At 74.7% G+C, this 25,729-nt stretch carries 19 protein-coding genes; 13 read left to right on the forward strand and 6 right to left on the reverse strand.

Translation table 11 applies throughout. From position 1 onward, the window contains the following. Entirely contained in the window at positions 1 to 996 is a 996-nt protein-coding gene (gene deoC / locus O2W17_RS13265; protein WP_269192889.1) for a deoxyribose-phosphate aldolase, read from the reverse strand. A 325-nt stretch (positions 997 to 1,321) separates the two neighbouring features. On the opposite strand from deoC, the gene O2W17_RS13270 reads away from it, so the two are divergent. The 4 genes from O2W17_RS13270 (at position 1,322) to O2W17_RS13285 (ending at position 4,869) form a co-directional block, all read left to right on the forward strand. Then, positions 1,322 to 2,872: an HNH endonuclease signature motif containing protein gene (locus O2W17_RS13270; RefSeq protein WP_269192890.1), complete on the forward strand. Its 1,551-nt coding sequence runs from the start codon at positions 1,322 to 1,324 to the stop codon at positions 2,870 to 2,872. A 64-nt stretch (positions 2,873 to 2,936) separates the two neighbouring features. Then, entirely contained in the window at positions 2,937 to 3,560 is a 624-nt protein-coding gene (gene upp / locus O2W17_RS13275; protein ID WP_269192891.1) for a uracil phosphoribosyltransferase, read from the forward strand. Positions 3,561 to 3,562: 2 nt separating this feature from the next. Further along, on the forward strand, positions 3,563 to 4,453 hold the full coding sequence (locus O2W17_RS13280; protein ID WP_269192892.1) for a Gfo/Idh/MocA family protein: 891 nt from the start codon (positions 3,563 to 3,565) through the stop codon (positions 4,451 to 4,453). After that, a complete protein-coding gene (locus tag O2W17_RS13285; RefSeq protein WP_269192893.1) occupies positions 4,450 to 4,869 on the forward strand; it encodes a DUF805 domain-containing protein in 420 nt (139 codons plus the stop codon). Before O2W17_RS13280 ends, O2W17_RS13285 begins: the two co-directional genes overlap by 4 nt. Positions 4,870 to 5,003: 134 nt before the next feature. Here the strand turns inward: O2W17_RS13285 and O2W17_RS13290 are convergent, their stop codons facing one another. The 3 genes from O2W17_RS13290 to O2W17_RS13300 are packed head-to-tail and all read right to left on the reverse strand — an operon-like array spanning position 5,004 to position 8,265. Continuing rightward, positions 5,004 to 6,635 (reverse strand): phospho-sugar mutase, encoded by a 1,632-nt coding sequence (locus O2W17_RS13290; protein WP_269192894.1) that lies wholly within the window; start codon positions 6,633 to 6,635, stop codon positions 5,004 to 5,006. Further along, the gene (locus O2W17_RS13295) at positions 6,632 to 7,459 is read right to left on the reverse strand and encodes an NAD-dependent epimerase/dehydratase family protein (RefSeq protein ID WP_269192895.1); all 828 of its coding nucleotides are present in this window, start codon (positions 7,457 to 7,459) and stop codon (positions 6,632 to 6,634) included. Before O2W17_RS13295 ends, O2W17_RS13290 begins: the two co-directional genes overlap by 4 nt. After that, the gene (locus tag O2W17_RS13300) at positions 7,456 to 8,265 is read right to left on the reverse strand and encodes a purine-nucleoside phosphorylase (RefSeq protein WP_269192896.1); all 810 of its coding nucleotides are present in this window, start codon (positions 8,263 to 8,265) and stop codon (positions 7,456 to 7,458) included. Before O2W17_RS13300 ends, O2W17_RS13295 begins: the two co-directional genes overlap by 4 nt. Before the next feature lie 129 nt (positions 8,266 to 8,394). On the opposite strand from O2W17_RS13300, the gene O2W17_RS13305 reads away from it, so the two are divergent. The 6 genes from O2W17_RS13305 (at position 8,395) to O2W17_RS13330 (ending at position 17,397) form a co-directional block, all read left to right on the forward strand. Beyond that, positions 8,395 to 9,603, forward strand: coding sequence for a glutamate--cysteine ligase (locus O2W17_RS13305; protein WP_269192897.1), 1,209 nt, complete (start codon positions 8,395 to 8,397; stop codon positions 9,601 to 9,603). After that, a complete protein-coding gene (locus O2W17_RS13310) occupies positions 9,600 to 10,889 on the forward strand; it encodes an amidohydrolase (RefSeq protein WP_269192898.1) in 1,290 nt (429 codons plus the stop codon). The genes O2W17_RS13305 and O2W17_RS13310 overlap by 4 nt, the downstream gene beginning before the upstream one ends. Further along, the gene (locus O2W17_RS13315) at positions 10,886 to 12,862 is read left to right on the forward strand and encodes a methylmalonyl-CoA mutase subunit beta (protein ID WP_269192899.1); all 1,977 of its coding nucleotides are present in this window, start codon (positions 10,886 to 10,888) and stop codon (positions 12,860 to 12,862) included. Before O2W17_RS13310 ends, O2W17_RS13315 begins: the two co-directional genes overlap by 4 nt. After that, a complete protein-coding gene (gene scpA, locus O2W17_RS13320; RefSeq protein WP_269192900.1) occupies positions 12,859 to 15,066 on the forward strand; it encodes a methylmalonyl-CoA mutase in 2,208 nt (735 codons plus the stop codon). The genes O2W17_RS13315 and scpA overlap by 4 nt, the downstream gene beginning before the upstream one ends. Next, positions 15,066 to 16,082 (forward strand): methylmalonyl Co-A mutase-associated GTPase MeaB, encoded by a 1,017-nt coding sequence (gene meaB, locus O2W17_RS13325; RefSeq protein WP_269192901.1) that lies wholly within the window; start codon positions 15,066 to 15,068, stop codon positions 16,080 to 16,082. Before scpA ends, meaB begins: the two co-directional genes overlap by 1 nt. A 178-nt stretch (positions 16,083 to 16,260) precedes the next feature. After that, positions 16,261 to 17,397, forward strand: coding sequence for an acyltransferase family protein (locus O2W17_RS13330; protein WP_269192902.1), 1,137 nt, complete (start codon positions 16,261 to 16,263; stop codon positions 17,395 to 17,397). Positions 17,398 to 17,412: 15 nt separating this feature from the next. Here O2W17_RS13330 and O2W17_RS13335 read toward each other — a convergent pair whose 3' ends face one another. Then, positions 17,413 to 17,868 (reverse strand): gamma-glutamylcyclotransferase family protein, encoded by a 456-nt coding sequence (locus O2W17_RS13335; protein WP_269192903.1) that lies wholly within the window; start codon positions 17,866 to 17,868, stop codon positions 17,413 to 17,415. 116 nt (positions 17,869 to 17,984) lie between these two features. On the opposite strand from O2W17_RS13335, the gene O2W17_RS13340 reads away from it, so the two are divergent. The 3 genes from O2W17_RS13340 to O2W17_RS13350 all read left to right on the forward strand — a co-directional run bounded on the left by O2W17_RS13340 (position 17,985) and on the right by O2W17_RS13350 (position 23,826). Continuing rightward, complete coding sequence (locus tag O2W17_RS13340) at positions 17,985 to 19,388, forward strand: NAD(P)H-quinone dehydrogenase (RefSeq protein ID WP_269192904.1); 1,404 nt, start codon at positions 17,985 to 17,987, stop codon at positions 19,386 to 19,388. 268 nt (positions 19,389 to 19,656) lie between these two features. Next, positions 19,657 to 21,375, forward strand: a complete 1,719-nt coding sequence (locus O2W17_RS13345; protein WP_269192905.1) for a reprolysin-like metallopeptidase — start codon at positions 19,657 to 19,659, stop codon at positions 21,373 to 21,375. A gap of 105 nt (positions 21,376 to 21,480) precedes the next feature. Continuing rightward, positions 21,481 to 23,826: a M66 family metalloprotease gene (locus O2W17_RS13350; RefSeq protein WP_269192906.1), complete on the forward strand. Its 2,346-nt coding sequence runs from the start codon at positions 21,481 to 21,483 to the stop codon at positions 23,824 to 23,826. Between the two features lie 64 nt (positions 23,827 to 23,890). Here O2W17_RS13350 and O2W17_RS13355 read toward each other — a convergent pair whose 3' ends face one another. Further along, on the reverse strand, positions 23,891 to 25,651 hold the full coding sequence (locus tag O2W17_RS13355) for an acetyl/propionyl/methylcrotonyl-CoA carboxylase subunit alpha (protein ID WP_269192907.1): 1,761 nt from the start codon (positions 25,649 to 25,651) through the stop codon (positions 23,891 to 23,893). Between the last annotated feature and the right edge of the window lie 78 nt (positions 25,652 to 25,729).

Below are 25,729 nucleotides of genomic sequence, written 5' to 3' on the forward strand. Positions count from 1 at the left end.
TCAGTCCACCGTGACGTAGTCGGGGCCGGAGTAGTGGCCGGTGCGCAGCTTCTGCCGCTGCAGGAGGAGGTCGTTGAGCAGGCTGGAGGCGCCGAAGCGGAACCAGTCGGGGTCCAGCCAGTCGGGGCCGACGGTCTCGTTGATCAGCACCAGGTGCTTGATCGCGTCCTTCGTCGTCCGGATGCCGCCGGCCGGCTTGAAGCCCACCTGGCGGCCGGTGGCGGCGCGGAAGTCGCGGACCGCCTCCAGCATCACCAGGCCGACCGGGAGGGTGGCGGCAGGGCTCACCTTGCCGGTCGAGGTCTTGATGAAGTCGCCACCGGCGAGCATCGCGATCCAGCTGGCCCGGCGGACGTTGTCGAGGGTGACCAGCTCCCCGGTCTCCAGGATCACCTTGAGGTGCGCGTCGCCGCACGCCTCCTTCACCGCCACGATCTCCTCGTAGACGTCGAGGTAGCGGCCGCTGAGGAAGGCGCCCCGGTCGATGACCATGTCGATCTCGTCGGCGCCGTTGGCGACGGCGTCCTGCACGTCGGCGATCTTCACCGCCCGGCTGGCGCGGCCGCTCGGGAACGCGGTGGCGACGGCGGCGACGTGGATGCCGCTGTCCCCGAGGGCGTCCCGGGCCACGCCGGCGAGGTCGCCGTAGACGCAGACCGCGGCGACCTGCGGGGTCGTCGGGTCGGACGGGTCGGGCCGCCTCGCCTTGGCGGCCAGGCTGCGGACCTTGCCGGGGGTGTCGGCGCCCTCGAGGGTGGTGAGGTCGACCATCGAGATCGCGGTGTCGATGGCCCAGGCCTTCGACGTCGTCTTGATCGAGCGGGTGCCCAGCTGCGCCACCCGGGCCTCCGCACCGACCTGGTCGACGCCGGGCAGGCCGTGGAGGAAGGCGCGGAACGCCGAGTCGGAGCGCGTGACGTCGTCGTAGGGAGGCGTCGGCGCGGCCAGCGCCCGGGCGTCGTCCGACAGCGCGCCGGGATCGAGCACGTGGGTCATGCCCGTCATTCTCCCCTGCTCCGCCCGGGAGGCCGACACTGCTCACCCGCCGGAGCGGTTCGCCTGGTGTGCCGTCGCCTGCGTCCCGCACCGGCGTTCCCGCGGGAACGTCTCACCGGTCGCCCTCGGCCGGCGCCCGAGGTCGGGGAACGCCGCCGCGGCACCGGGTCCCGACGTTCCCGCGGGAACGTCCGGCGCCTCCGCTCCGCCGCGCGTCGGCGCCTGACTCGCTGCTCCTGAGGCGTTCCCGCGGCGACGCCTCGATCGCCGGGGAACTGTCACCCCTCCCGGATAGCTTTCGAACACGCATTCGAAGGAGGCGACCGTGACCGAGACGTCCCTGCCCGAGCTGGCGCGTGCGATCACGTCCGGCGCGGTGCGGCTGGCGGCGGCGACCGCCGCCTGGCTGCGGCTGGTCGCGGAGTTCGACCGGCGGGAGGGCTGGCACGCGGTCGGCATCGCCTCCTGCGCCCACTGGCTGGCCTGGCAGTGCGGGATGTCGCCGGGCACGGCCCGGGAGCACGTCCGGGTCGCCCGCGCTCTGGACGATCTCCCGCTGATCTCCGCGGCGTTCGCCGAGGGGCGGCTGTCCTACTCCAAGGCGCGGGCGCTCACCCGCATCGCGGACCCCGACACCGAGCAGTCCCTCCTCGAGCTGGCGCTGGAGGCGACGGCGTCGCAGACCGAGCGGCTGGTCCGCTCCTGGCGCCGGGCCGACCGCGTCGATCCGGACACCATCGCGCTGAAGCGTCAGTTCCAGCACTGGTGGGACGACGACGGCATGCTCGTCGTGCGGATGCGCATGGACGCCGAGGAGGGTGCTCGGTTCCTGACGGCGGTCGACTCGATCGCCGAGCGCGAGGCCCGCCGTGACCGCGCCGAGGCGAAACGGTCCGCCGGCGTTCCTCCGGCGTCGGGTGCGGAGCCCGCGTCGGGCGCGGAGACGGTGTCGGTGGACCCGCACGAGGAGGACGAGCGCGACGAGGTCGCCTGTGCCCGGGAGCGGACCGCGGCCCGGCGCTGCGCGGCGGTCGGGCGGCTCGCCGGAGCGGCCGCCCACCTCGACCGGCGGCCGGGTGACCCACCACGTCGCGAGGTCGTCGTGCACGTGGACGCGGCCGTCGTCGCCGACGACGCCGCGGCCGGGCAGGCCTACCTCGAGGGCGGTCCCGCGCTGCACCCGGCGCAGGTCCGGCGGATGCTCTGCGAGTCGACCGTCGTGACGATGCTCGAGAGCGGCCGCGAGGTGCTCGGCGTCGGACGCCGGCGCCGCCTGGCGACCCCCGCGCAGCGTCGTGCACTGCTGCGGCGCGACGGCGGCTGCGCCCGGCCGGGGTGCACCGAGACGAGGATCGAACGGCTGCACGCCCACCACATGCGGCACTGGCTGTTCGGCGGTGGCACCGACATCGCGAACATGGTGCTGCTCTGCGACGTCGACCACGGCCTCGTGCACGACCTGGGCCTGGTCCTCGCGCGGCGCGAGGGACGGCTGATCGCCGTGGCGCCGGACGGCCGGCGGGTGTGGGGCCCTGCGGATGCCGCCTTCGCGCACGGCCTCGCCGGTGACGGCATGGCACCGGCACCGGATGCGTTCGTGGGCGTCCAGCCCATCGACGAGCTCGCCGCCCGTCGGCCGGCTCCTGCGGCAGAGGCGTCGCGGCCGGCCGGCGGGGCGGCGGAGCCGGTGCCGGGGGTTGCCGGGGGTCTGGCCTCCTTGCTGTTCCCGGACGGACCGCCCGCACTGCCCGACGCGATGCACGTCAACGGGGAACGCATGGACATGGCCTACGTGGTGGGCGTGCTCATGGGGAACCGTGACCTGCGGCGGCGACTCGAGGCCGAAGCCCGCGGCGAGGTGCTCGTCGCGGCATGAGCGGTGGACCTGCGGACGGGCGGCGCCGAGCCGCACATCGGGCCCGGCCGCTACGGTGCTGCCCGTGCAGCTCACCGTCGTCGACCACCCGCTCGCCCGTGCCCGCCTGACCCGCATGCGGGACGAGCGCACGGACAACGCCATGTTCCGGGCCGCCCTGCGCGAGCTCACCCAGATGCTCGTCTACGAGGCCACCCGTGACCTGGAGGTGGCCGAGGAGCACATCACCACCCCGGTCACGGCGACGACGGGCTTCCGGCTGGCCGCACCGCCGCTGATCGTCCCCGTCCTCCGGGCCGGACTGGGCATGGCCGACACCGCGCACGGGATGCTGCCCGAGTCGCAGATGGGCTTCGTCGGGCTGGCCCGCAACGAGGAGACCTTCCAGCCCGAGGCCTACATGGCCTCGCTGCCGGAGACGCTGGTCGGGCGCGACGTCTTCGTCCTCGACCCGATGCTGGCCACCGGCGGCTCGCTGGTGCACTGCTGCGAGCTGCTCACCGCCCGCGGCACGACGTCGATCACCGTGCTGTGCGCGCTCGCTGCGCCGGACGGCATCCGCCGGCTGGAGGAGAGCGGCCTGCCGCTGCGGGTGTTCACCGCCAGCATCGACGAGGGCCTCAACGACAAGGCCTACATCGTCCCGGGGCTGGGCGACGCCGGCGACCGCCAGTTCGGCGCGGTCTGACCGTGCGCTTCGGGGTGCTCGGCACCGGCCACTGGGCGCAGGCCGTGCACGCGACCGCGCTCGCCGACCACCCGTCCGCCGAGCTGGTGGGCGTGTGGGGTCGCGACGTCGCCAAGGCGAAGGCGCTGGGCGCCGAGTTCGAGGTTCCCGGCTACGCGGACGTGGACGCCCTGCTGGCCGACGTCGACGCCGTCGCGATCGCCCTCCCGCCCGACGTGCAGGCGCCGCTCGCGCTGCGCGCAGCCGAGGCCGGCAAGCACCTGCTGCTGGAGAAGCCGATCGCGCTCGACGTGGCCGGGGCCGACCGCGTGGTCGATGCCGTGCGCGGCGCCGGCGTCGCCTCGGTGGTGTTCTTCACCTTCCGCTTCCAGGCGGCGACGTCGACGTGGCTGACCCAGGCCGCGCGCACCCGGCTGGCCGGCGGTGCCGGGTCGTGGCTGTCCTCCCTGGCGGGGACGCCGTTCGCCGCCTCCCCCTGGCGGCAGGAACGCGGCGCGCTCTGGGACATCGGCCCGCACGCGCTCTCGGTGCTGCTGCCGGCGCTCGGACCGGTGGCGGCGGTGCAGGCCGGCGCCGGCCTCATGGACACCGTGCACCTGGTGCTCACCCACGAGTCGGGCACCGCCTCGACCATCACGCTGTCGCACACGGTCGCCCCCATGTCGACCGGCATCGAGTTCTACGTGCACGGCGACGCCGGACGGCTGGTGCTGCTGCCCGACGTCGATGCCCCGGTGGATGCGTTCCGGGTGGCCGTGGACGAGCTGGGCGCCGCGGCGATGACCGGCGGGACCCACCCGTGCGACGTCGCCTTCGGGCGTGACGTCGTCGCCGTCCTCGCCGCGGCGCAGCGCGCGCTGTCCTCGGGCTGCCGCGAGCCGGTCGGCGGATGACCGCGCCGACGGCAGCGCGGACCGGCCCGGCGGACTGGTTCCTGCCGACGGGGCGGATCCCGAGGCGGGTGTGGTGGGTGCACTACGTGCTCGTGCTCGCCCTCCTGGGCCTGGTCGCCAACCACATCGACGCGACCTGGTTCCCCGACAGCTACCCGCGCCTGGAGCGGGGCGAGGGCTTCGACCTCCTGTGGCCGTTCCCCGACTCCGGCGGACCGGTCACCGCGATCGCCGCGCTGGTGCTGCTCGTGCCCAACGTCGCCGCCATGGTCACCAGGCTGCACGACCGGGACCACTCCGCGTGGTGGCTGCTGTGGAACCTGCTGCCGGGGATCGGCTGGCTGGTCCTGCTGGTCACGGTCGGTTTCCTGCGCGGCCACCCGTACCCGAACCGCTACGGCCCGCCGCCGGCCTGAGGCGGCGAGCGGATCGGCCGCGGACGCCCGGCGCTCCGCTCCCGGGGCGTTGCTCGTGCTCGTGCAGTCCTGCAGGCCCCCGGGAGCGCGAGGAGCACCCCAGAGCGGCGCCCCGGGTGGCGCCCGGGGCAGCGCTAGAGGCCCAGGGCCGCAGACATCTCCGCGCGCAGCTGGTCGAGCTCGTCGGCTCCCCGCCCGCGGGCGGCGATGAGGCCGGCGTCGTCGTGCACCGGGACGACGGTCTCCAGGTACGCCTTGAGCTTCGGCTCCGTGCCGCTGGGCCGCACGATCACCCGCACGCCGTCGCCGAGCAGCCGGACGGCGTCCACCGGCGGGGAGCCCCCGGCGAGGTCGGCGAACTCCACCGGCCGGCCCAGCAGCGCGGCCGGGGGCGCCGACCGCAGCCGGGACATGGCGTCGGAGATGACCGAGAGGTCCTCCACCCGCACCGACAGCTGCCCGGTGACGAACAGCCCGTGCTCGTCCGCCAGCTCGTCGAGCCGGTCCAGCAGGGTGCGCCCGCCGGCCTTGAGCTCCGCCGCCAGCAGGGCCACGGCCAGGGCGGCCGAGATGCCGTCCTTGTCCCGGACGACGTCCGGCGCCACCGAGTAGCCCAGCGCCTCCTCGTAGCCGTACACCAGCGGCGCCGCCGGCGACCCGGCCCGCATGATCCACTTGAACCCGGTCGGGGTCTCCTCCGACGGTGCCCCGGAGGCCTCGGCGATCGCGTGCATCAGCGAGCCGCTGACCAGCGACGACGCGTACGTCCCGCGCACGCCGCGGCGCAGCAGCCAGTCGGCCAGCAGCGCGCCCACCTCGTCGCCGGTGAGCTGCCGGCCGAGGCACACCACCGAGCAGCGGTCGGCGTCGGGGTCCTCGGCGATCGCCACGTCGGCGCCCACCTGCTCGGCCAGGGCCAGCAGCAGGTCGACCGCGCCGGGCTCCTCCGGGTTCGGGAAGGAGACCGTCGGGAACGCCGGGTCGGGCGCGTCCTGCTCGGGCACGCTGGCCGGTTCCGCGAAGCCAGCCGCGGCGAACACCAGCCGGGTCGTCGATGCGCCCACCCCGTGCAGAGCGGTGTAGGCGACGGTCAGCGCGGCGCGGTCGGCGGCCGGGACCCGCTCGGGGTCGAGCGCCCGCACCACCGCGGTCACGTAATCGGTGAGGACGTCGTCACCCAGGATCCCGTGACCGCCGGCGAGCGCGATCTCCCGCGCCGGGCCGACGGCGGCGATCGCCGCCTCGATCTCCCGGTCCGCCGGCGGGACCAGCTGGGCCCCCTGCTCCAGGTAGAGCTTGTAGCCGTTGTCGTCGGGCGGGTTGTGGCTCGCGGTGACCATCACCCCGGCCGCCGCGCCGAGGTGCCGGACGGCGAAGGCGAGCACCGGGGTGGGCAGCGGTCGCGCCATCACCCGCACCCGGAAGCCGAGCCCGGAGAGCACCTGGGCCGAGAGGCCGGCGAACTCGTCGGAGCGCCGCCGTGCGTCGAACCCGATCACGACGGTCCCGCCGCCGTGCCCGGTGTCCAGCAGGTGCCGGCCCACCCCGGCCGCGGCGCGGAGCACCACAGCGGCGTTCATCCCCGCCGGCCCGGCCCGCAGCGGACCGCGCAGCCCCGCCGTCCCGAAGGTGAGCGGCCCGGCGAAGCGGCGGCCCAGCTCTGCCAGGTCCCCCGCCGCGATCAGCGCCTCGATCTCGGCGCGGTCGCCCGCGTGCGGATCGGCGTCGGCCCAGGCCCGTGCGGTGGCGAGCAGCTCGTCGGTCATGCCGGGAAGTTCTCCGCGTCGAACGCAGCCGTCGTGTACTCGCCGCCCACGCGGCCGTGCACCGGGTCGGCGAGGTCGGGTTCGCCGTGCACCTCGATCAGCGCACCGGCGTAGCGCTCGGCGTCGTCGGCGGACCGGTACCCCAGCGCCTCGGCGGCCGAGAGGTCCCACCAGCGACGGGTGTTGTCGGAGACGCCCCACACCACCGAGAAGCCGGGGGACGGCGCGGAGAGCGCGGCGTCGACCAGCGACACGGTGTCGGCGGGGGAGAGCCAGGTGGACAGCTGCCGGGTCGTCGTCGGCTCGGCGAAGGCGCTGCCGATCCGCAGGCAGACGACGTCGAGGCCGTACCGGTCGACGTACAGCGAGCCCAGGGCCTCCATCGCCACCTTCGAGACGCCGTAGTAGGTGTCCGGCCGGGGCGGCGCGTCGGCCTCGCGCAGCAGCGCGTCGGCGGGCCGCTCCGTGTAGCCGGAGGCGTGGTTGCTGCTGGCCAGGACCACGCGGGGCACACCGGCCAGCCGGGCGGCCTCGAGCGCGCAGTAGGTGCCCTCGATGTTCGCGTGCGAGATCGCCGCCCAGGTCGACTCGCCGGAGATGCCGGCCAGGTGGACGACGGCCGAGGCGCCCCGGGCGGCCCCGGTCATCGCGCCGAGGTCGGTGACGTCGGCGACCAGGTGCTCCTCGCCCGGGCGGGGCTCGGACACCGGCACGACGTCCAGCGAGCGCACCGCCCAGCCGCGCTCGGGCAGCCCGGCCCGGAGCACCGTGCCGATCCGGCCGGCGGCGCCGGTGACGAGGACGGGGCCGCCGTCGCCGGTCACGGCAGCCGCCCGATGAGCTCCACCAGGAACTCCCCGAGCCGGCCCGCGGCCGCCCGACCGGCGGTGATGACCTCGTCGGCGTCGAGCTTCTCGCCGGTGACCCCGGCGGCGGCGTTGGTGACCAGCGAGAGGCCGAAGACCTCCAGCCCGGCCGCGTGCGCGGCGATCGCCTCGAGCGCGGTCGACATGCCGACGAGGTCGGCGCCGAGCGTGCGGAGCATCCGGATCTCGGCGGGGGTCTCGTAGTGCGGCCCGGGCAGCGCCGCGTAGACGCCCTCGGCGAGGCCCGGGTCGAGCTCGCGGGCCAGCGCGCGCAGCCGGGCGGAGTAGAGGTCGGTGAGGTCGACGAAGTGCGCGCCCACCAGCGGCGACCGCGCGGTCAGGTTCAGGTGGTCGGAGATGATCACCGCCTGGCCGACCCGGTGCTCCGGGGCGAGCCCGCCGGCGGCGTTGGTGAGGATCACCGTCCGCACGCCGGCGGCGGCGGCGGTGCGCACGCCGTGGACGACCGGGTCCACGCCGCGGCCCTCGTAGTAGTGGGTGCGGCCGAGGAAGAGCAGGACCTTGCGGTCGCCCACCCGCACCGAGCGGACCTGACCGCCGTGCCCGACCGCCGTCGGGGCCGCGAAGCCGGGGAGGTCGCCGATCGCCACGGCGGCGTCCGCCTCGCCGAAGGCGTCGGCCGCGGGCGCCCAGCCCGAGCCCATGACGACGGCCACGTCGTGCGGCCCGCCGACGGCGCGGACCAGCTCGTCTGCGGCGCGGGTGGCGAGGGTCTGCGGATCGGTTCCGGGAGGCTGGCTCACGCGGGGACGCTAGCGCAGGACCCCGACGACGGCGGATCCCCGGCGCGGGCGGGGCCCACCGCACGGGTGATCGTGTCCACCGGACGCCGACTCGGGGGGTGGGGCAGGGGCATCGTCCCTAGACTCCCGATGGTGGAGATCCCCTTCCGTAGCTCGGAACGCGCCAGCCTCGGTGTGGAGTGGGAGCTGCAGCTCGTCGACCGCGAGACCCGCGAGCTCGCGCCCGGCGCCGTCGAGATCCTCGAGGCGATCCGGCCCGAGGGCGCCGAGGAGCACCCCAAGGCAAAACACGAGCTGCTGCAGTCGACCATCGAGATCATCACCGGCGTCTGCACCACCGTGAGCGAGGCGAAGGCCGACCTGGCGGGCACCCTCGCCGAGGTCGTCGCCCAGGCCGACCAGCGCGGCCTCGGCGTGCTGTGCGCCGGCACGCACCCGTTCACCGACTGGCAGACCCAGGAGATCTCGCCCAAGGAGCGCTACCAGGAACTGGTCGAGCGCATGCAGTGGCTGGCCCGGCGGATGCAGATCTTCGGCGTCCACGTGCACGTCGGCGTCCGCGCGCCGGAGAAGGTCATCCCGATCGTCAACGCGCTGTGCCAGTACGTGCCGCACTTCCTGGCGCTGTCGTCGTCCTCGCCGTTCTGGGTCGGCTGCGACACCGGGCTGGCGTCGGCCCGCACCAAGGTCTTCGAGGGGATGCCCACGGCCGGGCTGCCCTTCCAGCTCGCCGGGTGGGACGAGTTCGAGGAGTACATGGAGACGCTGATCTCCACGAAGAGCATCGAGAGCGTCCGCGAGGTGTGGTGGGACATCCGCCCGCACCCCGACTTCGGCACCGTGGAGCTGCGGATCTGCGACGGGCTGCCCACGCTCGACGAGGTGGGCGCGGTCGCCGCCCTCGCGCAGTGCCTGGTCGAGCAGTTCGACACCCAGCTCGACCGCGGCTACACCCTGCCCCGACCCGAGGAGTGGGTGGCCCGGGAGAACAAGTGGCGCGCGGCCCGCTACGGGCTGGACGCCGAGATCATCGTCGACGAGCACTTCGCCGTGCGGCCGGTGCGCCAGGCGATCGCCGAGCTGGTGGAGGAGCTGATGCCCACCGCCAAGCGCCTCTCCTGCGAGGCGGAGCTCGCCGACGTGCTGCGCGTGCTGGAGGTCGGCGCCTCCTACCAGCGGCAGCGGGCCGTGGCCCTGGAGCACGACGGTGCGCTCGCGCCCGTCGTCGACGGCCTGCTGGCGGAGCTGCGCGACGGCCTCCCGGCGCGCGGCCCGGCGGGACGCCCCGACGGCCCCGTGCCCGGGCCGGCGGAGTGCGCGGGCGGGCACGCCGCATGAACCCGGTCGTCGAGAAGCTGGCCACGGCCGTCGACGACTGGGTCGGGACCCACCACCCCGAGCTCGTGTCGATCCGGCGGCACCTGCACGCCCACCCGGAGCTAGCCTTCGCCGAGTTCGAGACGACGTCGTTCGTCGAGCAGCGGCTGCGCGCGGCCGGGCTGCGCCCGCGCCGGCTGCCCACCGGCACGGGCCTGGTCTGCGAGGTCGGCACCGGTGAGGGGCCGGTCGTGGTGCTGCGCGCCGACATCGACGCGCTGCCGCTGGCCGATCTGAAGGACGTGCCCTACGCATCCACCCGCGAGGGGCTCTGCCACGCCTGCGGGCACGACGTGCACACCACGGTCGTCCTGGGCGTGGCGCTGGCCCTCGCCGAGCTCGACGGACTGCCCGGCCGGGTGCGGTGCGTGTTCCAGCCCGCCGAGGAGACGGTGCCCGGCGGCGCCACCGAGGTGGTCGCCTCGGGTGTCCTCGACGGCGCCTCGCGCGCCTTCGCCCTGCACTGCGACCCGTCGGTGCCGGCCGGGAAGGTCGGGTTGCGCACCGGCTCGATCACCGCCGCGTGCGACCGCATGGACGTCACCCTCACCGGGCCGGGTGGGCACACGGCCCGGCCGCAGCTCACCGTCGACCTGGTCGACGCCCTGGGCCGGCTGATCACCGACCTGCCCTCGCTGCTGTCCCGGCAGGTCGACCCCCGCGTCGGGATGTCGCTGGTCTGGGGGGCGGTGAACGCCGGGGTGGCCGCCAACGCCATCCCGCAGCGCGGCACGCTGCGCGGCACGGTGCGGGTGCTCGACCGCGATGCGTGGAAGGGCGCCGAGGAGCTGCTGCGCTCGCTGGTGGAGCGGGTGGCCGCGACGACGGGCGCGGAGGTCGGCGTCGACTACATCCGGGGCGTGCCGCCCGTGGTCAACGATCCCCGCTCCGTGGCGCTCCTGCGGTCGGCCGCGCTCGGCACCGTCGGCGCGGAGCACCTGGTCCTCTCGCCGCAGAGCATGGGCGGGGAGGACTTCGGCTGGTTCGCCGACGTCATGCCGATCGCGCTGGCCCGGCTGGGCACCCACGGGGGCGGGGCGCCCTACGACCTGCACCGGGGCACCTTCGACGTCGACGAGCGGGCCATCGGGGTCGGCGTGCGGCTGCTGGCCCGCACCGCGCTGCTCGCGCTGGAGGCCGACGCGGAGGCGTCCTCGACCGGCCCGCAGCCACCCCCTCGCACGCGCCGACCGGCGCCCGGAGACACTTCAGCCCGACCCCCTGTCGAGGAGACCCACCGAGGATGAGTTCCACCGACCAGCGGACCAGCAGCGGTCAGCCGAGCGAACCGGCCGACGCCGAGGTGCCGGCCGAGCACGAGGTGCCCGAAGCCCTGGCGCTCGCGGGCGAGTTCGACGCGGTGACCCGCGACCAGTGGCGCGACCTGGTCGCCGGCGTGCTGCGCAAGGCCGGCCGCGAGGACCTCCCTGATCCGGTCGAGGACGCGCTGCGCCGCCCGGTCGCCCCCGGCGTCACCGTCGCCCCGCTGTACACCGCCGAGGACGCCGGCGACCTCCCGGCCGCGGTCGGCCAGCCCGGCCTGGCGCCCTTCGTGCGCGGTTCCCGCCCGTCCGGCGGCCCGGCCGGATCGGCCGAGGTCACCGCCGCCGGCGGGGCCGCGGGGGGCGCGCCCGGCGGGTGGGACATCCGCCAGCGGCACGCGCACCCTGACGTCGCCGTCACGAAGGAGGCGATCGCCGCCGACCTGGAGAACGGCGTCACCTCGCTGTGGCTGGTGGTCGGCGACGGCGCGATCCCCGTCGACTCCCTGGGCGAGGTGCTCTCCGACGTCTACCTCGACCTGGCCCCGGTCACCGTGCAGGGCGGGCTCGCGGCGGCCGAGGCGTTCCTCGCCCTCGTCGACGGGCGCACCGATCTGGCGCCCGGCGGGTCGCTGGGCCTGGACCCGCTCGGCGTCCAGGCCGCCTCCGGCGAGGAGCAGGACCTCTCCGGGCTGGCCGACGTCGCCCGCCGCGCCGCCGCCCATCCCGGCCTGCGCACCGTCGTCGTCGACGGCACGGTCTTCGCCGACGCCGGCGCCTCCGTGGTCGAGGAGCTGGGCTGCTCGCTGGCCGCCGGGGTCGCCTACCTGCGGGCGCTGACCGGGTCTTCGCCCACCCACCCGGGGCTTGGCGTCGACGAGGCGGTCGCCGCGCTGGAGTTCCGCTACTCCGCCTCCGCCGACCAGTTCACGACCATCGCCGCGCTGCGGGCCGCCCGCCGGCTCTGGGACCGGGTCGGCGAGGTCAGCGGCGTGTCCGCGGAGCTGCGCGGCCAGCACCAGCACGCGGTCACCTCGTCGGTGATGACGACCAGGCGCGACCCCTGGGTCAACATGCTGCGCACCACGGTCGCCTGCTTCGCCGCCGGGGTGGGCGGCGCGGACGCCGTCACGGTGCAGCCGTTCGACGCCGCGCTGGGCCTGCCCGACTCCTTCTCCCGCCGGATCGCCCGCAACACCCAGAGCCTGCTGGTGGAGGAGGGCCACCTCGCCCGCGTCCTCGACCCGGCCGGCGGCTCCTGGTACGTCGAGTCGCTGACCGACTCCCTGGCCCGCGCCGCCTGGGACTGGTTCACCGAGATCGAGCGGGCCGGCGGGCTGCCCGCCGCCCTGGCCTCGGGCCTGGTGCGGGACCGGATCGCGCAGGCCTGGGACGCGCGCGCGAAGCGGCTGGCCACCCGCGCCGACGCGCTCACCGGCGTGAGCGAGTTCCCCAACCTCGCCGAGAAGCTGCCCCAGCGGCAGCCGGCGGCGGAGATCCTGCCGGCCACCGGCGGCCTGCCCCGGGTGCGCGCGGCGCAGGAGTTCGAGGCGCTGCGCGACGCCGCCGACGCGGCCATGTCGTCGACGGGCAGGGAGCGGCCCGCCGTCTACCTCGCCACGATCGGCCCGATCGCCCGGCACACCGCGCGCGCCACGTTCGCCGGCAACCTCCTCCAGGCCGGCGGGCTGGCCACACCGGCCGGGGACGGCGCGAGCGGTCTCGGCGAGGCGGGTACGACGGTGGCCTGCATCTGCGGCACCGACAAGGACTACGCGTCCGGGGCCGCCGCGCTCGCGGCGGAGCTCAGGGCCGCCGGCGCCACGCAGGTGTGGCTGGCCGGCAAGCCGGACCTCGCCGTGGACGGGGTCGACGGATACGTCTTCGCCGGGTGCGACGCCCTCGCGGCGCTGCGCGCGGTGCACGCCGAGCTGGGTCTCGAAGGAGTGCAGGCATGAGCGGCATCCCCGACTTCGGTTCCGTCGAGCTGGGCACCCCGTCCGCCGGGTCCTCGGCCGATGACTGGGCGAAGGCGTTCGAGGAGGCGACCGGCCGCAGCGTGGCGGAGGCGACCTGGGAGACCCCCGAGGGCATCCCCGTCCCGCCGCTGTACACGCCGGCCGACCTGGCCGACCTGGACTTCCTCGAGACCCTGCCCGGGCTGCCGCCGTTCCTGCGCGGCCCCTACCCGACGATGTACACGACGCAGCCGTGGACGGTCCGCCAGTACGCGGGCTTCTCCACCGCCACGGAGTCCAACGCCTTCTACCGGCGCAACCTCGCCGCCGGCCAGAAGGGGCTGTCGATCGCCTTCGACCTGCCCACCCACCGCGGCTACGACTCCGACCACCCGCGGGTGCCCGGCGACGTCGGCATGGCAGGCGTCGCGATCGACTCGATCCTGGACATGCGGCAGCTGTTCGACGGCATCCCGCTGGACAAGATGTCGGTGTCCATGACGATGAACGGCGCCGTGCTGCCCGTGCTCGCGCTCTACATCGTCGCGGCCGAGGAGCAGGGGGTGGCCCCGGAGCAGCTGACCGGGACCATCCAGAACGACATCCTCAAAGAGTTCATGGTGCGGAACACCTACATCTACCCGCCCAAGCCCTCGATGCAGATCATCAGCGACATCTTCGCGTTCACCTCGCAGCGGATGCCGCGGTTCAACTCCATCTCGATCTCCGGCTACCACATCCAGGAGGCCGGCGCGACGGCCGACCTGGAGCTGGCCTACACGCTGGCCGACGGCGTCGAGTACCTGAAGGCCGGCCAGGCCGCCGGGATGGACGTCGACGCGTTCGCCCCCCGCCTGTCCTTCTTCTGGGCCATCGGCATGAACTTCTTCATGGAGGTGGCGAAGCTGCGGGCCGGGCGCCTGCTGTGGGCGAAGCTGGTGAGGGAGGCCGGGGCGACGAACCCGAAGTCGCTGTCGCTGCGCACCCACTCGCAGACCTCGGGCTGGTCGCTGACCGCGCAGGACGTCTACAACAACGTCGTCCGCACCTGCCTGGAGGCGATGGCCGCCACCCAGGGCCACACCCAGTCGCTGCACACCAATGCGCTCGACGAGGCCCTGGCCCTGCCCACCGACTTCTCCGCGCGCATCGCCCGCAACACCCAGCTGATGCTGCAGCAGGAGTCGGGCACCACCCGCGTCGTCGACCCGTGGGGCGGGTCGGCCTACGTCGAGAAGCTCACCTACGACCTGGCCCGCCGCGCCTGGGCGCACATCCAGGAGGTCGCCGAGCACGGCGGCATGGCCCAGGCCATCGACGACGGCATCCCGAAGCTGCGCATCGAGGAGGCCGCCGCCCGCACCCAGGCGCGGATCGACTCCGGCCGCCAGCCGGTCATCGGCGTGAACAAGTACCGGGTCGACGCCGACGAGGCCATCGAGGTGCTCAAGGTCGACAACGCCGACGTGCTCGCCCAGCAGAAGGCCAAGCTAGAGCAGCTGCGGGGCGACCGGGACGGCCGCGCGGTGACCGAGGCGCTGGGCCGGCTCACCGACGCCGCCCGGGCCGCCGCCGAGGGGCGCCGCGGCAACGACCTCGACACCAACCTGCTGAAGCTCGCCGTCGACGCCGCGCGGGCCAAGGCGACCGTCGGGGAGATCTCCGACGCCCTCGAGGCCGTCTACGGGCGGCACGCCGGCCAGGTGCGCACCATCTCCGGCGTCTACCGCGACGAGGCAGGAGCATCCGGGCCGATGGAGGAGACGCGGCGGCTGGCCGAGGAGTTCGCCGAGGCCGAGGGCCGGCGCCCCCGCATCCTGGTGGCCAAGATGGGTCAGGACGGGCACGACCGCGGGCAGAAGGTCATCGCCACGGCGTTCGCCGACCTCGGCTTCGACGTCGACGTGGGCCCGCTGTTCCAGACGCCGGACGAGGTCGCCCGGCAGGCGGTGGAGGCCGACGTGCACGTCGTCGGCGTCTCGTCGCTGGCCGCCGGCCACCTCACGCTGGTGCCGGCGCTGCGCGACGCGCTGGCCGGGCTCGGTGCCGACGACGTGCTGATCGTCGTCGGCGGCGTCATCCCGCCCGACGACGTGCCGACCCTCAAGGAGATGGGCGCCGCTGCGGTCTTCCCGCCCGGCACGGTCATCGCCGAGGCGGCGCAGGAGCTGCTGCGGACGCTGTCCGACCGCCTCGGTCACTGATGCCGCGGGAGATCGACGTACCGGCCCTCGCCGAAGGGGTGCTGGCCGGCGACCGGCGGGTGATGGCGCGCGCCATCACCCTCGTCGAGTCGCGCCGGGCCGACCACCGCGAGCGGGCGCAGGAGCTGCTGGTCGAGCTGCTCCCGCACGCCGGGGGAGCGCGCCGGGTCGGCATCAGCGGGGTGCCCGGCGTCGGGAAGTCGACCTTCATCGACCAGCTCGGGGTGGACCTGACGGCCGGCGGGTCCAGGGTCGCGGTGCTCGCCGTCGACCCGTCGTCGGCCCGGTCGGGCGGCTCGATCCTGGGCGACAAGACGCGCATGGCCCGGCTGGCCGTCGACGAGCACGCGTTCATCCGGCCCTCGCCCACCTCCGGCACGCTCGGCGGGGTCGCGCAGGCGACCCGCGAGTCGATGGTCGTCGTGGAGGCGGCCGGCTACGACGTCGTCCTGGTGGAGACCGTCGGCGTCGGCCAGTCGGAGATCACCGTCGCCGAGATGGTCGACTCGTTCCTGTTCCTGACCATCGCGCGCACCGGTGACCAGCTGCAGGGGATCAAGCGCGGCATCCTGGAGATCGCCGACGTCATCGCCGTGAACAAGGCCGACGGCCCGGCTGCCGCCGACGCCCGCAAGGCCGCGCGCGAGCTCTCCTCCGCGATCCGGATGCTGCGCGGGCGCGGGGAGCCCTGGGACGTGCCGGTGCTGACCTGCGCCGGGCTCACCGGCGAGGGCATGGACGAGGTCTGGGCCAAGCTCGTCGAGCACCAGGAGCGGGCGAAGCTCTCCGGGGCCTTCGACGAGCGACGGCGCGCCCAGCAGGTGCGCTGGACCTGGCAGCTGGTGCGGGACGGCCTCGAGCACTCGCTGCGGGCGCACCCGGGCGTGCGCACCTCCGTGCCCGACCTGGAGAAGGCGGTGCTGGCCGGCGAGCTCACCCCCGCCCTGGCCGCCCGCCGGATCCTGGACACCTTCCTGGCCGCGCCGGACGAGACGAACGCCGCGCGCCCGGTGTGACCGCCGGGCGACGGCCCCGCTCCGCCTCACGGCCGCACCGCTTCCCCTCCGGCACCGGCGGCACCACCCGTGCGCCCGGCGGTTTGCTCAGGTCTGGCGGTGCGGCGATCCTCACTCCGGGACGTCACGTCGGGCGTGCTCATCGTGAGGACGCGCGGTGTGCCGGAGGAGGACAGCAGTGGACACGGTGCGGACGGGTGCAGCACGCGAGCGGCTGTGGGCGTTGGACGGGCTGCGATTCGTCGCGGCGATGGCAGTCGTCCTCTTCCACTTCACCGGCAGGGACGGCCCGGCCTGGGGGAGCAGCGTGCGGGAGGTCTTCCCGCTGCTGAGCCGGGTGACGCTCTACGGAGGCTTCGGGCCCTACCTGTTCTTCATGATCAGCGGCTTCGTGGTGCTCATGACGGCCTGGGGGCGGCCGCTGCCCGCGTTCGTCGCCTCCCGCGCCGGGCGCCTCTTCCCCGCGTACTGGGCCGCGGTCCTGCTCACCGCCGCGGTCGTGTACCTGCACCAGCACCTGTTCCCCGTATGGGGGGAGCTCGGGCCCTCCGGCGTGGCGCTGAACCTGACCATGTTCCAGGCGGCGTTCGGCGCCGCGCACCTGGACGGCGTGTACTGGACGCTCTGGGTGGAGCTGAAGTTCTACCTGCTGCTCGGGCTGCTCCTCCTGGTCGGTATCACCCGCGAGCGGCTCCTCGCGCTGTGCCTGGCGTGGCCGGTGGTCGGGATGATGGCGGCCCAGGCCGACGCCCGCTTCCTCGTCGCCCTCCTGGAACCGAACGCCGCGCCGTTCTTCTGCATCGGCATCCTGCTCCATCTGGCCCACCGCGAGGGCTGGAGCGCCACCGTCGGGCTGCTGTTCGCCGCCAACACCGCCTTCGCGCTATGGGTGTCGATCACCTACTACGTCCCGTGGTCGGCGGCGGTGGCCGGAGCCGGTGTCTCCGCCCGCGGCATCTCGCTGCTCCTGCTGCTGTGCGTCGCCGCGGTCGTCGCAGCCACGATGACGCGGATCTCCCGGGTGCAGTGGCGCTGGCTCGGCACGGCCGGAGCCCTGACCTACCCCCTGTACCTGGTGCACGAGTACCCGGGCTGGGCGCTCATCTCCCGGCTCGAGCCGATCCTGCCTGCCCACCTCGTCCTGGTGGCCACCGTCCTCGTGGCGCTCTGCGGCGCCTACCTGGTGCACCGGTGGGTGGAACGCCCGTTGGGACCGTGGCTGCGGCAGGCGCTCGAGCGCGACCTGCGCCCGAGCTCCCGTGCGCTGCCGACGGCCGAGCCCGCCGGGGAGGGCAGTCGCGTCGCGTCGCGCTGAGCCGGCCGACCGGCGTCAGAAGGTCGTGCGGCAGTCGCGGACGCGCAGCTCGCGGACGTAGTCGTCGGGTGCGCCGGCGGCCTCGGCGGCGTCGGCCATCGCCCCGAGGTGGCGCGCCGAGGGCAGCCCGCCCTCGAAGGCGTCGAGCACGTAGACGTAGGCGACGACGTCGCCGCCGAGGGTGTGCACCCGCAGGTGCACCCGGCGGTAGAGGCCGGAGTCGGCGCCCTCCCACGCGTCCAGGGCCCGCACGTCGGCCTCGGTCAGGTCGTAGAGCGCGACGAAGACGCCCGGCACGTCGTCGCCGGTGGGCACCAGGGTCGCCAGCGCCCCCTCCCAGCCCAGCTCCTCGCCGCCGAAGGTGAGCCGCCAGCCGCGGATCCAGCCGGTGCCGGTGTGCGGGGACGACGGGCAGCGGCGCAGCATCTGGGCGGGGTCCATGTTCGACCCGTAGGCGGCGTAGAGGGCCATCCGGGCGAGACTAACCGGGGCGCCCGGCAGGCCGGGGACGGGCGGTGGCGCAGTACCGGACCGGCACCGGGGACAATGGACTCCGACGGACCGCTCGGCGACGAAAGATGGACCCCATGACCCGCATCGTCATCATCGGTGGTGGCCCGGCCGGTTACGAGGCGGCGCTGGTCGCCGCGCAGCTCGGCGCCGAGGTCACCGTCATCGAGCGCGACGGCATCGGCGGGGCCAGCGTGCTCACCGACTGCGTGCCCTCCAAGACCCTCATCGCCGCCGCCGGCGCGATGACGTCGGTGCGCGACTCCGCCGTCCTCGGCGTGCACGGCGCCGAGCTCGCCACGGTGAGCCTCGACCTGCCCGCGGCCAACCAGCGGGTGAAGAACCTGGCCATGGCGCAGTCGGCCGACATCCACGCCCGCCTCGAAGCGGAGGGCGTCCGGATCATCTCCGGCCAGGCCCGGCTGGCCGACGACGAGCCCGGTCTGGCCGCGCACGAGGTGGAGATCCTCGACGCCGACGGCGAGGTCGTGGACGAGATCGAGGGCGACGTCGTCCTCATCGCCACCGGCGCCGACCCGCGGGTGCTGCCCGGAGCCGAGCCCGACGGCGAGCGGATCCTCGACTGGCGCGACGTCTACGACCTGCAGGAGCCGCCCGAGCACCTGGTCGTCGTCGGCTCCGGGGTCACCGGCGCGGAGTTCGCCTCCGGCTACCTGGAGGCCGGTGTCCCGGTCACCCTCGTCTCCTCCCGCGACCGGGTGCTGCCCGGTGAGGACTCCGACGCCGCCGAGGTGCTCGAGCAGGTCTTCCAGTCCCGCGGTGGCCGCCTGGAGCGCGGCCGGGCGGCCGGGGTCCGGCGGACCGAGAAGGGCATCGCCGTCGAGCTCACCGACGGGCGCTGCGTCGAGGCCTCGCACGCCCTGATGACGGTCGGCACCGTGCCGAACACCGCCGGGCTCAACCTGGAGTCCCACGGCGTCCAGGTCACCGAGGCCGGGCACGTCGTCGTCGACCGGGTCTCGCGCACCTCGGTGCCGGGCATCTACGCCGCCGGCGACGTCACGGGCGTCTTCCAGCTGGCCTCCGTGGCCGCCATGCAGGGCCGGATCGCGATGTGGCACGCCCTGGGCGAGGCGGTCGCGCCGATCAAGCTCAAGACGGTCGCCGCCAACGTCTTCACCCATCCGGAGATCGCCACCGTCGGCGTGCAGGAGAAGGCGCTCGCGGAGAGCGTCGACGTCGAGGCGGTGCGGCTGCCGCTGGCCACGAACGCGCGGGCGAAGATGGGCGATCTGCACGACGGCTTCGTGAAGCTGTTCGCCCGCCGCTCCACCGGCGTGATCATGGGCGGTGTGGTGGTGGCCCCGGGCGCCTCCGAGCTGATCCTGCCGATCGCGCTGGCGGTGACCAAGGGGCTGACGGTCGACGACCTTGCGCAGACCTTCGCGATCTACCCGTCGCTGTCGGGCTCGATCACCGAGGCGGGGCGCCGCCTGATGGGCGCCGACGACCTCGCCTGACGACAGCCGCGGGAGCATCGCAGCGAGGGACGAGCGAGGAGCGGACCGGGGCGCGGAGTCGGGAGATCACCTCGCCTGACGACAGCCGCGGGAGCATCGCAGCGAGGGACGAGCGAGGAGCGGACCGGGGCGCGGAGGCAGGCGGATGACCTCGCCTGAGGTGGTGCCCCGGGGAGGCCCGGGGCGCCTGCGGCGGGTGTGACGGGAGCTCGGCTCAACATCGGCTCCCCGGTGCCGACCCGGCGTCGGCCCGCCGATGCAGGAGTCGATGTCTGCTGACCACGACTCCCGTCGTCCCCGCGGCCACCGTCGTCTGCTGGGCTCTCGCGCGCTCAAGGGTGTCCTCACCGCATGCGTCGTCGGCGCTGTGGCGGTTCCCGGCGTCGCGGCGGCCGACACGAGCACCACCGTGGTCGGCGAGCTCCTGCACGTGGTCACCGACGGTGAGAGCGGTGCCGCCGCCCAGGCTGCCGAACACACCGATGCCGACGACGGCCGGCTCAGCTGGGTGCAGACCGGCGAGGGCGCCGTCCGCATCCCCGCCGAGCAGGTGGCCGACCTGCCGGCGGGCGCCACGGTCGAGCTGACCGTCGGTGCGACGGTCGAGGACGGGGCCAGCGACGACGGGTACGACGGGGCCCGCGAGGTGCTGGACAGCGACGTGCTCGCGCCCCCGCCGTCCACGGCTCCGGAGCCGGGCCCCGCGCCCCGCGGCGGCCTGACCAACGAGGTGACCGTCGTCCTGGTGGCCCCGGCGGGCACCAGCCCCGACGACACCCTGCTGCGCGACGTCGTCGCCACGGTGAACGGCTCCGTCGCCCGGTTCTGGTCGGAGCAGACCGGCGGCGCGATCACGCTCGGCGTCACCGACTCCCGCGACTGGCTGTCGACGGTGGCCGGCTGCGAGGACCCCGCGGCGATGTGGAACGAGGCGGCAGCGGCGGTCGGCTTCGTCCCCGGGCCCGGCAGGCACCTGCTCCTGCGCCTGAGCGGCGAGGCCGCGACCCGGCCGGCGTGCTCGTACGCCCTCGCCGAGGTGGGTGCGGCCCCGGCGTCCGGTGGGCGGCTCTACGTGCGGGACACGTCGGCGTCCGTCATCGCCCACGAGCTCGGGCACAACTTCGGCCTCGGCCACTCCTCGTCGGCGCAGTGCGACGGCGCGGTCGAGGCGGTTTCCTGCCGGATCTCGGGCTACCGTGACTACTACGACGTGATGGGCGCGTCCTGGGCGCAGCTCGGGTCGCTCAACGCCCCCCAGGCCTCGGCGCTGGGCGTGCTAACCGGCGACGCGGAGCGGACCGTGCAGGTGGGGGAGGCCGCCACCAGCGTGACGCTGGCCCCGGTGGCCGGCCGCACCGGCGTCCGGGCCCTCCGGCTGGTCGACGCCGAGGGAACCGCCTACTGGCTGGAGCTGCGGGCCGCGACCGGGCGCGACGGCTGGCTGGCCACCGGCGACAACGTGTACCGGCTCGACACCGGGGTGCTGCTCCACCGGGCCGGCCGCTTCCCGGACACCTCGCTCCTCCTGGACGGCACGCCGAGCCCGGCGGCCGGCTGGGACGCCGACCTGCAGTCCGCCGTCCCGGTGGGCGCGCCCCTCGTGCTCTCCGGGGGAGATTTCACCGTCACGGTGCGCAGCGTCGATGGGGGTGCGGCGGTGGTCGACGTGGTGCCGGCACCGGAGCCCGCCGCCGGCCAGGCGGTCGGCGGATCCGCGAGCCCGGCCGGCAACTCGGTCCGGGAGCGCCGCGGCACCCTGACCGGTACGCCCGCGCCGGCCCCCGAGGCGGCCGCCGTCGCGCCGCAGGCACCGCCGTACTGGGCGCCGGTCGACGGGCTCAGCGTGCCTCGCGCCGGCGTCGCGCTCGATCCGGTCGCCGACAGCTCCGGGTTCCTCGGCGGGCTCCTGCTGCCCGTCGCTGAATCCGTGCTCGCCGGCGCCACGCTGCTGCTGCTCCAGGCTGTGCGCCGCGCCCGCGGGCGCTGAGCGCACCCGGACGGGTGCACCCGGCAGCGATCGGCCGCGCACGGTCCAGTTCTGCACGGCGGGTGCCGATGCAGGGAACAGTCCCCTTCGTCTTGGAGTCCCGCCGTGCGTGCTACCCCTGGGGGCTGGTCACTGCGACCGGCCGTCGTCGTCACCGTGGCCGCCGTGCTGCTCGGCATGGTCACCGTTCCGTCGGTGCGTGCCGAGGACCGGCCCGCGACCGCCGGTGACGTCGTCGTCGGGGAGCTGGTCCAGGCCTGGGCCGATCCCGAGCCCGCCGAGCACCAGGCCGAGCACGAGGCCGGGCACGCCGACGTCGGGCTGCTGAGTTGGATCGACGTCGCCGACGGCGAGTCGGTCCGAGTCCCCACCGACGACGTCGCTGACATCGAGCTGGGTGCGACCGTCGAGGTGACCGTCGGTGGTGAGATCCGGGATGAGGCCACGGTGGAACAGGGCCTGGAGCCCGCCCGCGAGGTCGTCAGCGCCGAGGTGGTCGCCCCTCCGGAGCCCGCGGTGACGACCGTGCCGCACACCAACGGCGTCACCGTGGTGATGGTCCAGCCCGGGGGCGCGCCGCGCGACGGGCGGCTGCTGGCCGACGTCGTCGCCGCGGTCGACGGCCCGGCACGGCAGTTCTGGAACGAGCAGAGCGACGGCGGTGTCACCGTGGCGGTAACCGGCAGCCACGACTGGATCACCACGACGGCCGGGTGCGCCGCCCCCTTCCAGTTGTGGAACGAGGCGGCCGCCGCCGTCGGCTGGACCAGTGGACCGGGGAAGCACCTGCTGCTCTACGTGCCGTCCGGTACACCGGACTGCGGCTACGGGCTGGGGACGGTCGGCTCGGGCATCGGTGCGGGCGGCCTGGTGTACGTGCAGGCCATCGCCACCTCGGTGCTCGCCCACGAGCTGGGGCACAACTTCGGCCTCGGGCACTCGTCGGCGGTGCAGTGCGATGCCTCGCCGGAATCTGCGCCGTGCCGGACGGTGGCGTACGAGGACCTGTACGACGTCATGGGCATCTCGTGGCACCAGGTCGGCTCGCTCAACGCCCCGCACGCCGCCCGACTGGGTCTGCTGCCGTCGTCGGCGCAGCGGTCGGTGTCCTCGACCGGCACCGGTGGCACGTTCACGCTCGCCCCGATGGGTGGCCGGAGCGGGCTGCGCGTGCTCTCGCTGACCACGGGCACCACGCGCTACTGGGTCGAGTACCGCACCGCCACGGGCCGCGACACCTGGCTGTCCGACCCCCGCGCGAACTACGGCCTGCAGCCAGGTGTCCTCGTCCGGCGGGACGGTCCCGGACCGAACAGCGACACCTCGTTGCTCCTCGACGGCACCCCGGCCGCCCAGGCGAACTGGGACGGGGACGTGGCGACCGTGCTGCCGGCCGGGAGCCGGATGTTCCTCGGCGAGGGGCTCACCGTCGGTGTCACCAGCACCTCGTCGACGGATGCGACGGTCACCGTGCGCACCGCGGCCGACGGGCCCTCGGCGGACAGCCCGATCGCGGTCCGGTACGCGTCGCTGGGTGGCGAGACCGGCCGGCTCGGGGCGCCGCTGTCCACGGAGCGGTGCGGGTTGCGCGACGGCGGCTGTCAGCAGACGTTCGCGCAGGGGTCGATCTACTGGTCCGCGGCCACGGGTGCGCGGGTCGTGCAGGGCGACATCGGCGCGCGATGGGGTGCGCTGGGCCAGGAGCGCGGGTGGTTGGGCTACCCGAAGACCGACGTGCTCTGCGGACTCAAGGACGGCGGCTGCTACCAGGTGTTCCAGGGCGGCGGGCTCTACGGGTCCGCCGCGACCGGCGTCCGCGCGGTCAGCGGGTTCCTGTGGGGACGGTGGGCCTCGCTGGGCTACGAGGCCGGCTGGCTGGGCTACCCGGCCAGCGACGTGCTCTGCGGGCTCAAGGACGGCGGGTGCTATCAGCGCTACCAGGGTGGGGCTCTGTACTGGTCGTCGGCCACGGGCGCCCAGGCCGTGAGCGGGTTCCTGTGGGGACGGTGGGCCTCGCTGGGCTACGAGGCCGGCTGGCTCGGCTACCCGGCCGGCGACGTGCGGTGCGGGCTGCGCGACGGTGGGTGCTACCAGCTCTACCAGCGGGGTGCCCTCTACTGGTCCCCGGCCACGGGTGCCCGCGCGGTGAGCGGCTTCCTGTGGGACCGCTGGGCGGCGATGGGCTACGAGAGCGGCCGGCTGGGCTACCCGATGACCGACGTGACCTGCGGGTTGCGCAACGGCGGCTGCTACCAGATCTACCAGGGCGGTGGCGTGTACTGGTCCGGGGCCACCGGGGCCTGGATCGTCCAGGGCGAGCTGTGGGGGCGCTGGGCCGCCCAGGGGTACGAGGCGGGCGCGCTGGGATACCCGCTCTCCGACGTCATGTGCGTGCCCGGGCGCTCCGGGTGCTACCAGCGGTTCCAGGGCGGGACCATCCACACCGGCTGAGCCGCGGATGCACGAGGGCCCGCCACCGACGACGCCGGTGGCGGGCCCTGTCGCATTCGGCCGGCTATCCCGCGGCGTCCGCGATGGTGCAGATCACCGCACCGCTGGTGACCGAGGCGCCGACCTCGGCCGACAGGCCGGAGACCGTGCCGGCCTTGTGCGCGGTGATCGGCTGCTCCATCTTCATCGCCTCGAGCACGACGACGAGGTCGCCGGCCGCCACGGTGGCGCCGTCCTCGACGGCGACCTTGACGATGGTGCCCTGCATGGGGGAGGTGAGGGAGTTCCCCGAGGCGGCCGCGCCGCCCCCGCCGCCGCCGCGCTTGCGTGGCTTGGCGGCCGCACCGGGCGTCGCGCCGCCGCCGGCGGCCAGGCCGGCCGGCAGGGACACCTCGAGCCGGCGGCCGCCGACCTCGACCACGACCGTCTGCCGCGGGCCGGCCTCGTCCGGCTCGGACGGGGCGGCGTCGTAGGGCTGGACCTGGTTGTCCCACTCGGTCTCGATCCACCGGGTGTGCACCGTGAAGGGCTCGGTGGTGAAGGCCTCGTCGCGGACGACCGCGCGGTGGAACGGGACGACCGTGGGCATGCCCTCGACCACCAGCTCGTCCAGCGCGCGCCGGGCCCGCTGCAGCGCCTCCTCGCGGGTGGCGCCGGTGACGATCAGCTTGGCGAGCATGGAGTCGAACGCCCCGGCGACCTCGCCGCCGGTCTCGACGCCGGAGTCCCAGCGCACGCCCGGCCCCTGCGGGATCTCCAGCCGGTCCACCGGACCGGGGGCCGGCATGAAGTTGCGGCCGGCGTCCTCGGCGTTGATCCGGAACTCGATGCTGTGGCCGCGCGGCTCCGGGTCTTCGGTGATCTCCAGCGGGAGCCCGTCGGCGATGCGGAACTGCTGGCGGACCAGGTCGATGCCCGAGGTCTCCTCGGAGACCGGGTGCTCGACCTGCAGGCGGGTGTTGACCTCGAGGAAGGAGATCGAGCCGTCGGTGCCGACCAGGTACTCGACGGTGCCGGCACCGTGGTAGCCGGCCTCGGCGCAGATGGCCTTGGCCGAGGAGTGGATGCGCTCCCGCTGCTCCTCGGTGAGGAACGGCGCCGGGGCCTCCTCGACCAGCTTCTGGTTGCGCCGCTGCAGCGAGCAGTCACGGGTGCCGACGACGATCACGTTGCCGTGGGTGTCGGCGAGGACCTGGGCCTCGACGTGGCGGGGCTTGTCGAGGAACCGCTCGACGAAGCACTCGCCGCGGCCGAAGGCCGACACCGCCTCGCGGACGGCGGAGTCGAACAGCTCGGGGATCTCCTCCATGGTGCGGGCCACCTTGAGCCCGCGCCCGCCACCGCCGAACGCCGCCTTGATCGCGACGGGGAGGCCGTGCTCCTCGGCGAAGGCGAGGACCTCGTCGGCGCCCCCGACCGGGTCCTTGGTGCCGGGCACCAGGGGGGCGCCGGCCTTGGTGGCGATGTGCCGGGCCGCGACCTTGTCACCGAGGTCGATGATCGCCTGGGGCGACGGCCCGATCCAGGTCAGCCCGGCGTCGAGAACGGCCTGGGCGAAGTCGGCGTTCTCCGACAGGAAGCCGTAGCCGGGGTGGATGGCGTCCGCGCCGGACTGCTTCGCCGCGTCGAGGATCTTGTCGATCACCAGGTAGGAGTCGCCCGGCGTCGTGCCGCCCAGGGCGAAGGCCTCGTCGGCGACGCGCACGTGCAGCGCGTCCCGGTCGGGCTCGGCGTAGACCGCCACGCTGGTCAGACCCGCGTCCTTGCACGCGCGGGCCACCCGGACCGCGATCTCGCCACGGTTGGCGATCAGGACCTTCTGCACCGGAGCTCTCCCTCTTCTGTGGGCCGGTCGAACTGTTGTCGGTACCGCGTGGGCGCGGTCGATCGGGACCTCGGTGCT

This window comes from Blastococcus sp. VKM Ac-2987 (assembly GCF_026967805.1).
GTDB lineage: Bacteria > Actinomycetota > Actinomycetes > Mycobacteriales > Geodermatophilaceae > Blastococcus.